This window comes from Methyloceanibacter sp., from assembly GCF_058506495.1.
In genome coordinates, this window is sequence record NZ_JBZMXT010000014.1 from 1 (window position 1) to 13,609 (window position 13,609).

A 13,609-nucleotide genomic window follows, 5' to 3' on the forward strand; every position below is an offset into this window, starting at 1 on the left:
AAGGACTTCCCGCTTACGGGATTTGTGGAACTCCGCTACGACGACGAGCAGAAGCGCGTCGTCTATGAGCCGGTGCAGCTCATGCAGGACTATCGCGACTTCGACTATCTCAGCCCCTGGGAGGGCATGGGAACGGCAATCCCCGGCGACGAGAAGGCCAGTGTCGTCGAAGAAGGGGAAGGTAAGTCGTGAAGTCCACTCTTCGCCCTGGCCTAAAGCACAGCTTCTCTTACACGGTGCCGTCCAATAAGACAGTGCCCTATGTGTATGAGGAATCGCCCGAGCTCCAGGTCATGCCTGAAGTCTTTGCGACAGCCTTCATGGTGGGGCTGATGGAGTGGACCTGCATGCAATTGCTTGAGCCACACCTGGAAGAGGACGAGGGAAGCCTTGGTGTCCATATCGACGTCTCTCATGTTTCGCCGACACCGCCGGGCCTTACGGTCACGGTCCAGGTGGAATGTATCGAAGTTAAGGGGCCTCGAGCCAATTTTCGGGTCCGCGCGCATGACGGCGTCGATGAGATCGGAGCGGGAAATCACAACCGCTTTATCGTGACGTGGGATCGGTTGGAGCGGGGGGTCGAGCAGAAGCGCACGAACACCCTCGACAACCCCTTGGAGGAGTCTCCCGCCTAATGGCCGACACCAAAACCGACGCCCACGCTGAAATCGTCCCGGACTTTGATCACAAACCGGCAGGTGGCAATCCGGACGCTGGAATTCCGCAGGACGGCGACCGAACCTTCACCATCAATTTTGGCCCGCAGCATCCTGCTGCTCACGGTGTGTTGCGTCTTGTTCTTGAGCTGGACGGCGAAGTCGTCGAACGCGTTGATCCGCATATTGGCCTGCTTCACCGCGGAACGGAAAAGCTGATCGAGCACAAAACCTACCTGCAGTCGGTGCCCTACTTCGATCGGCTGGACTACGTCGCACCCATGAACCAAGAGCATGCCTTCGCGCTTGCGGTTGAAAAGCTTCTTGGGATGACTGTGCCGAAGCGGGCGCAGCTAATCCGTGTTCTGTATTCTGAGATCGGCCGCCTCCTGTCTCATCTTCTGAACATCACGACACAGGCACTCGATGTCGGCGCGCTTACCCCGCCGCTATGGGGCTTCGAAGAACGCGAGAAGCTCATGGTCTTTTATGAGCGCGCGAGTGGCAGCCGTATGCATGCAGCATATGTCCGTCCCGGTGGCGTCCACCAAGACCTTCCGCCAGAACTCGTGGATGACATTTACGCGTTCTGCGATCCCTTCCTTCAAGTCTGCGACGACATCGAAGGGTTGCTCACCGACAATCGAATCTTCAAGCAGCGCAACGTGGATATTGGTGCTGTTAGCCAAGAGGACGGTTGGGCCTGGGGCATGAGCGGCGTGATGATCCGCAGCACGGGAGCGGCCTGGGATTTACGCAAGAGTCAGCCCTATGAGTGTTACGACGAACTCGAATTCGACGTCCCCATTGGCAAGAACGGCGACTGCTACGACCGGTATCTAATCCGCATGGAAGAGATGCGCCAGTCGATCCATCTGATGAAACAGTGCTGCGAACTGCTGACCGAGACGCCAGGTGAGGTTGCGGTCGACAACTACAAGATGGTGCCCCCTAAGCGGGCGAAGATGAAGGGCTCTATGGAGGCCCTTATTCATCACTTCAAACTCTACACCGAGGGCTATCATGTGCCGCCCGGCGAGGCCTACGCAGCCGTCGAAGCCCCAAAGGGCGAGTTCGGCGTTTATTTGGTGTCTGACGGTACGAACAAACCGTATCGCTGCAAGATCCGAGCGCCCAGTTTCGTGCATTTGTCGGCGCTCGAGTTTCTGACCAGGGGACATATGTTGGCGGACGTCTCGGCCGTACTGGGATCGATCGATGTGGTCTTTGGGGAGTGTGACCGATGACACATTGTGCAGTTGCGAAATCTGCTTAGATCGGCAAGACTCTAAGTGCTGGGGAAGTCAACGTGAGGCGGCTTGTCATTGCTCGTTGGGCAGGGCAGCCGCATCCAGAAAAGTAAGCTGAGATGAGCGTCCGACGCCTTGCTGCGGAACAGCCTGACGACTTTGTCTTCACGCCCGAAAACCTTGAATGGGCTCAGGCTACTGTTCAGAAATATCCGGAGGGGCGTCAGGCTTCAGCGGTGATTCCGCTTCTGTGGCGGGCGCAGGTACAAAATGGCGGCTGGGTTTCCGAGCCCGCACTGCGCTACGTCGCGGAGATGCTCGGTATGGCCTATATCCGCGTATACGAGATTGTCACGTTCTACACGATGTTCAATCTGCAGCCCGTGGGCCGCTACTACGTGCAGGTTTGTGGAACGACGCCTTGCATGTTGAACGGATCTGAGGACCTCAAAGAGGCATGCCGTAAACATATCGGGCCCAAGGATACCGTCAGCGATGATGGCAAGTTTTCCTGGACCGAGGTGGAGTGTCTTGGCGCATGCGTCAACGCACCAATGGTTCAGATCAACAAGTACTACTACGAAGACCTGACCGAAGAGTCGCTCGGCAAGATCATTGAACGTCTTCGCAAGGGCGAGAGCGTTCCGCCGGGTCCGCAGGATGGCCGCCAGGGCTGCGCTCCGAAGAGCGGTCCCAACACACTGATCGACTCTTCGATCTACGGTGCGGATAAGTCGGGTCCTGAACCGGGATATGCAGGCACGTCCGATTCCAAGGCGAAGATGCCGGGGCCTTACTAATGCTTCAGGACCAGGATCGCATCTTCAAGAACCTATACGGACTGCACGGCTGGCAGCTGCCGGCAGCCCGTGCGCGCGGCGCGTGGGATGGCACTAAGGACATTATCGCCCGCGGCCATGACGCGATCATCGAAGAGGTCAAGGCGTCGGGTCTGCGCGGGCGCGGTGGAGCCGGCTTTCCGACGGGCCTCAAGTGGTCCTTCATGCCCAAGGATGATCCCCGACCGAGCTATCTTGCGGTCAACGCTGACGAGTCGGAGCCTGGGACCTGCAAGGACCGTGAGATCATGCGTCACGACCCCCATCTGTTGATCGAGGGGGCGATGTTGGCCGCTTTCGCTATGCGAGCGCACGTGGCTTACATCTACATCCGCGGCGAATTTATCGCCGAGCGCGAGATCCTCGAAGCGGCAGTCGCCGAAGCCTACGAGGCAAGGCTTGTCGGCAAAAACAATCTCAACGGATGGGACTTCGATGTCTACGTCCACCACGGCGCCGGCGCGTATATCTGCGGTGAAGAGACCGCGATGTTGGAAAGCCTGGAAGGAAAGAAGGGACAGCCGCGCCTGAAACCGCCTTTCCCAGCGAATTGCGGCCTATACGGCGCGCCCACGACCGTCAATAACGTGGAGACCATTGCCTCGGTGCCAGACATCATGCGACGCGGCGCTTCGTGGTTTGCCGGTCTTGGAAAACCCAACAACACTGGGACCAAGCTTTACTGTATCTCAGGCCATGTGAACGAGCCTTGCACGGTTGAGGAAGAGATGGGCATTCCGTTGCGGGAGCTCCTCGAGAAATACGCCGGTGGTGTACGAGGCGGTTGGGACAAGCTTCTTTCCGTGATTCCCGGAGGTTCATCCGTACCGTGCCTAACGGCTCAGGAATGCGATGACGTCACAATGGACTTTGATGCCCTGAAGGCCCTTGGTTCCGGTCTTGGTACGGCGGGGATCATTGTCATGGACAAGTCCACGGACATCATCCGGGCCATTTCCCGCATATCCTATTTTTACAAGCACGAATCCTGCGGTCAGTGCACGCCTTGCCGTGAGGGGACGGGCTGGATGTGGCGCGTGCTGGAACGCATGGCCGACGGCAACGCCCAACGCCATGAGATCGACATGCTGTTCGAGGTCACAAAACAGGTCGAAGGGCACACGATCTGTGCTCTCGGCGATGCTGCCGCGTGGCCTATTCAGGGTCTGATCAAGAACTTCCGTCACATCATCGAAGAGAGAATCGATGCGCGCGCAACGGAGCCATTGTCGCCGTCTGTGCCGGAAGCGGCGGAGTAGAAACGTCATGCCGAAGCTCATAATCGACGGAAACGAGCACGACGTCCCAGACGGCATTACGTTGATCCAAGCGTGTGGGCTTGTAGGGGTGGAAATCCCGCGCTTCTGCTTTCACGAGCGGCTATCAATCGCCGGCAATTGCCGCATGTGTTTGGTCGAAGTCGTCGGCATGCCGAAACCCATCGCCTCGTGCGCCATGTCGGTGAGCGACTTGCGTCCTAGTCCGGATGGGATGCCGCCCACGATCAACACCAAGTCCGAAACGACACGCCGTGCGCAGGAAGGCACGATGGAGTTTCTGCTGGTCAACCATCCGCTGGACTGCCCGATCTGCGATCAGGGCGGGGAGTGCGACCTCCAGGACCAGGCCATGGCTTATGGCTTCAACGCGGGCCGTTTCAAGGACAATAAGCGCGCAGTTGAGGACAAGTATCTCGGGCCGCTGATCAAGACGGCCATGACCCGCTGCATTCACTGCACGCGCTGCGTCCGTTTCATGACTGAGGTCGCTGGTGTGCCTGAGCTTGGTCTAATTGGACGGGGCGAGGATGCCGAGATCACCTCATACCTTGAGCATGGTCTGCACTCGAATCTTTCGGCCAACGTCGTTGACCTGTGCCCAGTCGGTGCATTGACCTCGAAGCCCTATGCGTTTCAGGCACGGCCCTGGGAGCTCACCAAGACGCCGTCGATTGACATCATGGATGCCGTCGGCTCTGCGATCCGCGTCGACTCGCGCGGCAAAGAAGTGCTGCGAATCCTGCCGCGTATCAACGACGCAGTGAACGAGGAGTGGATTTCCGACAAGGCACGACATGTCTGGGACGGTCTCCGGTCGCAACGCCTGGATCGGCCGTATATCCGGAAAGACGGCAAGCTCTCGCCGTGTAGCTGGGACGAGGCAATCGCTGCTATCGCCGAGCGCGTAAAGGGCGCTGATGGGGCGAAGTTCGGCGCCATTGCAGGCGACCTCGCTGCAGCCGAGGAAATGTTCGCGCTGAAGACTCTGGCCGACCAGTTGGGCTCACCGAACATCGACTGCCGCCAAGACGGTTCGAAGTTCGATCCCGGGCTCGGGCGCGCCACTTACCTCTTCAATACGAGCATCAATAGAATCGAGGAGGCAGACGCTGTTCTTCTCGTTGGCAGCGACCCGAGAGTGGAAGCGCCAGTGTTGAATTCGCGCATTCGCAAGCGCTGGAAGCAATTGGACGGGAAATTGCCTGTTGGCCTCATCGGTTCGGACGTGGATCTGACGTATCCTTATGTAAGACTTGGCGCAGGCCCTGAGACCTTGGCTGATATCGCAAACGGCAAGCACGACTTTGCCAAGACGCTCACAGAGGCCAAGAAGCCCATGGTGATCTTGGGTCCGCCAGCCATGGCGCGCCCCGATGGCTATGAGATCCTTTCTTTGGCTGCGAAAGTCGCAACCGGGGTCGGCGCGCTCGACGACGGGTGGAACGGCTTCAATATTCTGCACGCGGCTGCGGCGCGCGTTGCTGGACTCGATCTCGGCTTCGTTCCCGGAAAGAATGGTCTCGGCACGACCGACATGATTGCAGCGGCAGGTCGTGGCGATCTCGATGTCCTATACCTTCTCGGTGCTGATGAAATAGACATGTCGGCCCTCGGGGAGACGTTTGTCATTTACCAGGGTAGCCACGGCGACAATGGCGCGCATCGCGCGGACGTTATCCTGCCAGGTGCGGCGTACACGGAAAAAGAGAGCACGTACGCCAACACAGAGGGTCGGGTGCAAATGACGGCCCGTGCAATCTTTCCCCCGGGCGATGCCCGCGAGGACTGGAGCATCGTAAAGGCCGTCTCTGACGCTATCGGCAAATCGCTTCCATTCGGAACGCTGCAAGAATTGCGCGGCAAGATGTATGCATCGGCGCCTCAGTTGGCGCAGCTAGATACGTTTGAAGCGGCTCAGGAAAGCTCAGTTGCCAAGATGGCGGAGCACGCCGCAAAGCCGTCTGATGAGCCCTTTGGGATCGCGATAGACGACTATTATCTCACCAATGCGATCGCTCGAGCCTCTGCCATCATGGCAAGCTTGAGTGCGATGGGCGCAGACGCCGAGAAAGCGACCGGGACTGATGGCTGAGTTTTGGACCAGCTATGGGTGGCCGACCACCCTGATCGTCATGCACAGCGTTGCAATCATGGTCGTGTTGCTGGTCTTCATCGCTTTTGCACTTTTGGCCGACCGCAAGATTTGGGCGGCCGTGCAGATGCGCCGCGGCCCCAACGTCGTGGGTCCATTCGGTCTCTGGCAGTCCTTTGCCGACCTTCTGAAGTTCTTCTTCAAGGAGTTCATCGTTCCCGCAGGGTCCAATAAGGGGCTTTTCGTTATTGCCCCGATCATCACGGCGGGTCTTGCAATATCGGCATGGGCCGTGATCCCCGTTTACGAGGGCTGGGCGGTTGCCGACATCAACGTGGGCATTCTCTACGTTTTCGCGATCGCCAGCTTAGAAGTTTACGGGGTCATCATTGCAGGCTGGGCGTCGAACTCGAAATACGCCTTTTTGTCTGCGCTGCGGTCCGCCGCCCAGATGGTGTCCTATGAGGTATCCATCGGTTTCGTGATCATCACTGTGCTTCTCTGTGCAGGCACCTTGAACCTTACCGAGATCGTCCTCGCGCAGGACAGGGGACTTGGCATGTTCGGCTGGTACTGGCTGCCGCTGTTCCCGATGTTCGTGATCTTCTTTATCTCGCTTCTGGCGGAGACCAACCGGCCGCCGTTCGATTTGCTGGAGGCGGAATCAGAACTCGTGGCCGGTTACATGGTCGAGTATTCGTCAACGCCGTACATGCTGTTCATGCTTGGTGAGTACGTCGCCATCATGCTGCTTTGCAGCCTCGGAACGATCCTGTTTCTTGGTGGCTGGCTGCCGCCAGCTCAGATCGCACCGTTTACCTGGATCCCGGGCGTTATTTGGTTCGTCCTCAAGGTCTGCTTTCTGTTTTTCCTGGTCTCAATGGTCAAGGCGTTCGTCCCGCGCTATCGCTATGATCAGCTGATGCGGCTTGGCTGGAAGGTCTTTCTTCCTATCTCTCTTGCAGCCGTCGTGATCGTTGCCGCTGTCCTGCGGGTCTGGCAGCACGGTATCTAGAAGGAGAAGACGCGTGACACGCTTCGCTCAAGCTGCCAAATCGCTTCTGCTGCTGGAGTTCGTGTCGGCCTTTTGGCTCGCAATGAAGTACTTCGTAAAACCGAAGGCCACGCTCAATTATCCTTATGAGAAGGGCCCACTGAGCCCGCGTTTCCGCGGTCAGCATGCTTTGCGTCGCTATCCAAATGGCGAGGAACGCTGTATCGCATGCAAGCTCTGTGAGGCGATCTGTCCAGCTCAGGCCATTACGATCGAGGCCGGCCCGCGCCGCAACGACGGCACGCGCCGCACGACACGCTACGACATCGACATGGTGAAGTGCATCTACTGTGGCTTCTGCCAGGAGGCCTGTCCGGTAGAGGCCATCGTCGAAGGACCGAATTTCGAATTCGCGACGGAAACGCGCGAAGAATTGTATTACGACAAGGCACGCCTGCTCTCGAATGGGGATCAGTGGGAGCGGGAAATAGCGAAGAACATCGAACTGGATTCGGCTTACCGCTAGGCCAATTTGGGATCAAGTTGGCCAGTTGAGTCATGTACTGGGGGCAGCGTCTTTGACTTGTGACGGGGAGTATGCGGGACAGCTTGAGGGCTGTCTCTCCATCATTGGGGAGACAAGCTGATGCTCGTTGCGCTTTTCTTCTATCTTTTCGCAACTGTGCTCATCGCCTCGTCCGTTATGGTCGTCTCGGCGAAGAATCCCGTGCATGCGGTCCTCTTCCTAATCCTCGCTTTCTTCAACGCCGCCGGATTGTTCGTCCTGCTCGGCGCCGAGTTTCTCGCGATGATCTTGGTGGTCGTTTACGTCGGCGCAGTGATGGTGCTGTTTCTCTTCGTCGTGATGATGCTCGACGTGAATTTTGCCGAGCTTCGCGCGGGCGTTCTGAGATATCTGCCTATCGGCCTGATTGTCGGCCTTATCCTGCTGTTCGAGCTGGTCTTCGTCGTTGGCGCCTGGGTTACGGCACCGCAGCTGGCCAGCGACGCACCCACGCCGCCGCCCTCTGAGGTTAGCAACACCGAAGCGTTGGGCCGGCTGCTTTACACCGACTACGTCTATTTGTTCCAAGCGGCCGGTCTTATCCTGCTCGTTGCCATGATTGGCGCGATCATCTTGACGCTGCACCACAGACGCGACGTGAAGCGCCAGAATATTAGCGATCAGGTTGCGCGCTCGCCGGAGACGGCCATCGAAGTCGTCAAGGTTGAGACGGGTAGGGGGCTGCAATGACCATCGGTCTGTCCCATTACCTGACCCTGGCTGCGGTGCTCTTCACCATCGGGGTGTTCGGCATATTCCTGAACCGCAAGAACGTGATCGTCATTCTGATGTCGATCGAACTCCTCTTGCTTGCGGTGAACATCAATCTTGTTGCTTTCTCCTCATTCCAGGGCGATCTCGTCGGCCAAATCTTCACCCTAATCGTCCTAACCGTCGCCGCGGCAGAAGCAGCCATCGGGCTTGCTATCGTCGTCGTGTATTTCCGCAATCGTGGCACGATCGATGTGGCCGACATCGATCACCTAAAGGGCTGAGGGCAGCATACGATGTATCATGCAATCCTCTTCCTTCCGCTTATAGGCGCGCTCTTCGCGGGGCTATTCGGCCGCTTCGTTGGCGCGCGCGCCTGCGAGATTGTCACGACCTCGCTGATGTTCGTCGCGGCATTCCTGTCCTGGATCGCATTCTATCAGGTGGCGATCGAAGGCAATGACATACGCATCGCGCTTATCGGCTTTATGCAGTCCGGGACCTTCGAGACATATTGGTCCATACGCGTCGATACACTTACCGCGGTAATGCTTGTCGTCGTCAATACGGTGTCATCGCTCGTGCATCTGTATTCCGTCGGCTATATGGATCACGATCCACATAGAGAGCGCTTCTTCTCCTATCTCTCCTTGTTCACCTTTGCCATGCTGGCGCTGGTGACGGCGGACGATCTGGTACAGCTCTTCTTCGGCTGGGAGGGCGTTGGCCTGGCATCTTATCTGCTGATCGGCTTTTGGTACAAGAAGCCCTCGGCCAATGCCGCCGCCATCAAGGCATTCGTGGTCAACCGTGTCGGCGACTTTGGCTTCCTGCTCGGCATCTTCACCGTCTTCTACGTCTTTGGCGCCGTTCAGTACGACACGATCTTCGCGGCGGCTGAGGGGAAGGTCGGCACCACGATTAAGTTCCTCTCCTGGGAGGTGCCCGCTCTTGAGCTGGCGTGTTTCCTGCTCTTCATGGGCGCGATGGGCAAGTCGGCTCAGTTCCTGCTCCATACGTGGTTGCCAGATGCCATGGAGGGCCCAACACCCGTCTCTGCTTTGATCCATGCAGCCACGATGGTGACCGCCGGCGTCTTTTTGGTTGCCCGGATGTCTCCGCTTTTCGATTTGGCGCCTTACGCTCTGGCGTTCGTGGCCATTATCGGAGCGACCAGTGCCTTCTTTGCAGCTACGGCCGCGGTCGTACAGACCGACATAAAACGCGTCATCGCTTATTCAACATGCTCGCAGCTCGGCTACATGTTTGCGGCCGAAGGGGTAGGCGCCTATGGGGCAGGCGTCTTCCATCTCTTCACCCACGCCTGCTTCAAGGCGCTATTGTTTCTGTGCGCAGGCGCCGTGATCCATACGCTTGCCGACAATCAGGACATGCGCCGCATGGGTGGCTTACGGAAGGTTATTCCGTTCACATGGGTGATGATGCTGATTGGCTCACTCGCCCTGACTGCTTTCCCGCTAACGTCCGGCTTTGTCTCTAAGGACTACATCATCGAGACAACGTGGTTCGACCACACGCCAGTCGGACAATACACCTATTGGATGGTGCTCATCGCCGCCTTCCTGACTTCGCTTTACACATGGCGCTTAATGTTCCTGACGTTTGAGGGCAATTTCCGTGGCCCAAAAGAAGTGCGCGACCACGCCCATGAACCGCCTTGGACGATGTCGGTCCCGCTTATCGTTCTCGCGGCAGGCGCACTGTTTGCCGGTTTCGGCTTCCGTCATCTTTTCATTGGCGCGGACAAGGCGAGCTTCTGGCGCGACTCAATCGTGGTGTCGTCAGTCGCACATCACGACGTCCCGCTCTGGCTACTGCTGTCGCCAACGATAGCGATGACGCTCGGCTTCCTTATCGCTTGGTACTGCTATATGTGGCGGCCTCTATTGCCCTTTGGGCTGCTCAAGCGTTTCCCGGCTGCAAACCAGTTCCTGTTCCACGCTTGGTACTTCGATGCACTCTATGATCGGATATTTGTGCGCCCGACCAAATGGCTCGGCAACTTCCTTTGGAAGGTGGGCGACGGGAAGATCATCGACGGCCTCGGACCCAATGGTATTGCGGCACGGGTGCTTGACATCACCAGAGGCGTGGTGAAGCTCCAGACGGGCTACATCTTCCACTACGCCTTCATCATGCTGATCGGCGTCGCGCTCTTGATCACCTACTTCATCGTGGCGGGGGGCGCGTTGCAGCCATGAGCTACGGGTGGCCCATCTTATCTACGGTGACGTTCTTGCCGCTGGTCGGCGCGCTTCTGATCTTTGCGCTCCGCGGCGACGACGAAAGTGCCGCTCGAAATGCGCGCTATATTGCGCTGTGGACAACGCTGATCACCTTCGCCATCTCGCTGCTTCTTTGGATCGACTTCGATTCAACCACACCGAAGTTTCAGTTCGTCGAGGAGCGGGCCTGGCTGGGTCCAATTAGATTCCATATGGGCATCGATGGCATTTCGATGCCATTCGTTATCCTCACAACGCTGTTGATGCCGCTTACGGTTCTATCGACCTATGGCGCGATAAAGACCCGCGTTCGCGAATTCATGATCGCGTTTCTGATGCTGGAAACGTTGATGCTGGGCGTGTTCTGTTCTCTCGACCTGGTGATGTTCTACCTCTTCTTCGAGGGCGGCCTCATTCCGATGTTTCTCATCATCGGCATCTGGGGCGGTTCGAACCGGGTCTATGCGAGCTTCAAGTTCTTTCTCTATACGCTTGCGGGTTCGCTCCTCATGTTGATCGCGATCCTTGCCATGTACTGGGAGGCGGGAACGACAAACATCCCTGAGCTTCTCGCCTATGACTTCCCGCCGGAAATGCAAACGTGGCTTTGGCTCGCATTCTTTGCATCGTTTGCGGTTAAGCTTCCGATGTGGCCTGTCCATACGTGGCTTCCGGACGCACATGTTCAGGCGCCTACGGCTGGCTCGGTGGTCCTGGCCGGCATTCTCTTGAAGCTCGGCGGCTACGGCTTTCTACGTTTCTCCATTCCAATGTTTCCTTTGGCGTCGGTTGACTTCGCGCCGCTTATTTTTGCGCTGTCGGTTATCGCGGTGATCTACACGTCGCTGGTGGCGTTCGCACAGGAAGACATGAAGAAACTCATAGCCTATTCATCGATAGCCCATATGGGTTTTGTGACGATCGGGATATTCACGCTTAACATGCAAGGCCTGCAGGGTGCCATCTTCCTGATGCTCTCGCACGGCATCGTCTCGGCCGGACTGTTCTTGTGCGTCGGCGTCCTCTACGACCGAATGCATACGCATGAGATCTCTATCTTTGGCGGGCTTGTGAACCGCATGCCGCTCTACGCCGCGGCGTTCATGATATTCACGATGGCCAATGTGGGCTTGCCCGGTACGTCCGGCTTTGTCGGTGAGTTCCTTAGCCTCTTGGGCGTCTATCAGGTGAATACGTGGGTGGCGTTACTCGCGGCGACCGGTGTCATTCTCTCGGCCTGTTATTCGTTGTGGCTCTATCGCCGCGTTATTTTCGGCGAAATCACAAATCCCGCTTTAAACCTTATCCAGGACCTTTCCTGGCGCGAAATCGTGGTGATAGCGCCGCTTATCCTTATGACTATCTTCTTCGGTTTCCACCCGAACCCGATCCTCGACGTCACGGCAACCTCCGTCGAGGCGCTCATAGCCGACTTCAACGCGAACCTAGCAGCTGCCGAGCAGGGCAGCCCGGCGCAGGCAGAGTGAGGGAGGCTGCAATGACCGAGCCACTGAATCTTCTGCCAGCTCTTCCTGAGATAACACTCGCGGTTGGCGCCATGGCGCTTCTCATGATTGGCGTAGGCGGCCGCAATGAAGAACGCGGCGAACTCGTGCTGTGGCTTTCTGTTGCTGTTCTCGCCCTAGCGGGCGTCTTCGTCACCATGGGTCAGGGCACGAGCATCATCTTTGCCAACGGTTTTATTGTCGATCCGTTCGCACGAATGCTGAAAGTTCTCGTCCTTACGGGCGCGGCCATTGCGCTAATCATGTCGCAGGACTTCTGGCGCCACGAAGGCGGGGTGAAATTCGAGTATCCGGTGCTCTTGCTGCTCGCGACCACAGGCATGCTGATGATGATCTCGGCCAACGATCTCATTGCGCTCTATGTCGGCCTCGAGCTGCAAAGCCTTGCGCTCTATGTGGTTGCCGCATTCAAGCGAGACTCCGTTCGCTCCTCGGAAGCCGGGATGAAGTACTTCGTCCTCGGTGCGTTGTCATCAGGTATGCTGCTCTACGGCGCTTCGCTCATATACGGGTTCACCGGATCCACCGTGTTCTCCGAAATAGCCAACGCGGCGCAGCCCTCGGGCGCCAATCTCGGCCTGATCTTTGGCATGGTCTTCCTGCTAACGGGGTTCGCTTTCAAGATTTCCGCGGTGCCGTTTCATATGTGGACGCCAGATGTCTACGAAGGCGCACCAACCCCCGTCACGGCCTTCTTTGCTGCCGCGCCGAAGATCGCGGCCATGGCCTTGTTCATCCGTGTCGTAGTTTCAGCATTCCCCGCCATAACCGACCAGTGGCAACAGATCGTGATCTTCCTATCGCTCGCTTCTATGGCGCTCGGTGCCTTTGCAGCAATCGGACAGCGAAACATCAAGCGGCTGATGGCTTACAGCTCGATTGGTCATATGGGTTTTGCGCTCGTAGGGCTCGCAGCGGGCACGGAGCAAGGCGTCCAAGGCGTGATTATCTATCTCGCAATCTATCTTGTGATGACGCTAGGCACATTCGCCGTCGTCCTATCGCTCCGCCGGGATGGCGTCATGGTCGAGGAAATCGATCAGCTCGCCGGGTTGTCTCGAACCAGTCCGCTAATGGCGCTCGCGCTGGCCATCTTGTTGTTCTCACTTGCAGGCATACCACCGCTCGCGGGCTTCTTTGCTAAGTTCTATGTCTTCCTTGCCGCAGTTGAAGCAGGCCTTTACGCGCTAGCGATCATCGGCGTTTTGCTCAGTGTGGTGGGCGCCTTCTACTATCTCCGCATTGTGAAGATCATGTATTTCGACGAACCTGCTCAGGAGTTTGAGCCGATGCCCCGGCTGTTGGCGGTCATTTTGGGCGCCGCTGGACTTCTCATCATGTTCTTTTTCGTCTATCCGTCGCCGCTTGTTGCGGCTGCCGACGCCGCAGCAAAGTCACTTTTCTAAACGCAGCACAATTCTCAGATGGCGCCCCGTTTCCGGCGCGC

12 protein-coding genes and 1 pseudogene are annotated in these 13,609 nt (G+C 57.6%); all 13 read left to right on the forward strand.

Annotated features, from left to right (window positions below; translation table 11 throughout):
- Positions 1-192 (forward strand): annotated as a pseudogene (locus AC33YF_RS04565) (NADH-quinone oxidoreductase subunit C); the annotation flags it as partial.
- Positions 189-638, forward strand: a complete 450-nt coding sequence (locus AC33YF_RS04570) for a thioesterase family protein (RefSeq protein WP_491776018.1) — start codon at positions 189-191, stop codon at positions 636-638. The pseudogene AC33YF_RS04565 and the gene AC33YF_RS04570, both read left to right, overlap by 4 nt.
- Complete coding sequence (locus AC33YF_RS04575; protein ID WP_491776019.1) at positions 638-1,906, forward strand: NADH-quinone oxidoreductase subunit D; 1,269 nt, start codon at positions 638-640, stop codon at positions 1,904-1,906. Before AC33YF_RS04570 ends, AC33YF_RS04575 begins: the two co-directional genes overlap by 1 nt.
- Before the next feature lie 122 nt (positions 1,907-2,028).
- Positions 2,029-2,709: an NADH-quinone oxidoreductase subunit NuoE gene (gene nuoE, locus AC33YF_RS04580; protein ID WP_491776020.1), complete on the forward strand. Its 681-nt coding sequence runs from the start codon at positions 2,029-2,031 to the stop codon at positions 2,707-2,709.
- Positions 2,709-4,007: an NADH-quinone oxidoreductase subunit NuoF gene (nuoF, locus tag AC33YF_RS04585; RefSeq protein WP_491776021.1), complete on the forward strand. Its 1,299-nt coding sequence runs from the start codon at positions 2,709-2,711 to the stop codon at positions 4,005-4,007. Before nuoE ends, nuoF begins: the two co-directional genes overlap by 1 nt.
- A gap of 7 nt (positions 4,008-4,014) precedes the next feature.
- The gene (gene nuoG, locus AC33YF_RS04590) at positions 4,015-6,120 is read left to right on the forward strand and encodes an NADH-quinone oxidoreductase subunit NuoG (RefSeq protein ID WP_491776022.1); all 2,106 of its coding nucleotides are present in this window, start codon (positions 4,015-4,017) and stop codon (positions 6,118-6,120) included.
- A complete protein-coding gene (gene nuoH / locus AC33YF_RS04595; protein ID WP_491776023.1) occupies positions 6,113-7,135 on the forward strand; it encodes an NADH-quinone oxidoreductase subunit NuoH in 1,023 nt (340 codons plus the stop codon). Before nuoG ends, nuoH begins: the two co-directional genes overlap by 8 nt.
- A gap of 13 nt (positions 7,136-7,148) precedes the next feature.
- The gene (nuoI, locus tag AC33YF_RS04600; protein ID WP_491776024.1) at positions 7,149-7,640 is read left to right on the forward strand and encodes an NADH-quinone oxidoreductase subunit NuoI; all 492 of its coding nucleotides are present in this window, start codon (positions 7,149-7,151) and stop codon (positions 7,638-7,640) included.
- 120 nt (positions 7,641-7,760) lie between these two features.
- Positions 7,761-8,369, forward strand: a complete 609-nt coding sequence (locus tag AC33YF_RS04605; RefSeq protein WP_491776025.1) for an NADH-quinone oxidoreductase subunit J — start codon at positions 7,761-7,763, stop codon at positions 8,367-8,369.
- A complete protein-coding gene (gene nuoK, locus AC33YF_RS04610) occupies positions 8,366-8,674 on the forward strand; it encodes an NADH-quinone oxidoreductase subunit NuoK (RefSeq protein WP_491776026.1) in 309 nt (102 codons plus the stop codon). The genes AC33YF_RS04605 and nuoK overlap by 4 nt, the downstream gene beginning before the upstream one ends.
- 12 nt (positions 8,675-8,686) lie before the next feature.
- On the forward strand, positions 8,687-10,612 hold the full coding sequence (gene nuoL, locus AC33YF_RS04615) for an NADH-quinone oxidoreductase subunit L (protein ID WP_491776027.1): 1,926 nt from the start codon (positions 8,687-8,689) through the stop codon (positions 10,610-10,612).
- A complete protein-coding gene (locus tag AC33YF_RS04620) occupies positions 10,609-12,123 on the forward strand; it encodes an NADH-quinone oxidoreductase subunit M (protein WP_491776028.1) in 1,515 nt (504 codons plus the stop codon). Before nuoL ends, AC33YF_RS04620 begins: the two co-directional genes overlap by 4 nt.
- A gap of 11 nt (positions 12,124-12,134) precedes the next feature.
- Positions 12,135-13,568, forward strand: a complete 1,434-nt coding sequence (nuoN, locus tag AC33YF_RS04625) for an NADH-quinone oxidoreductase subunit NuoN (RefSeq protein WP_491776029.1) — start codon at positions 12,135-12,137, stop codon at positions 13,566-13,568.
- Positions 13,569-13,609 lie beyond the last annotated feature (41 nt).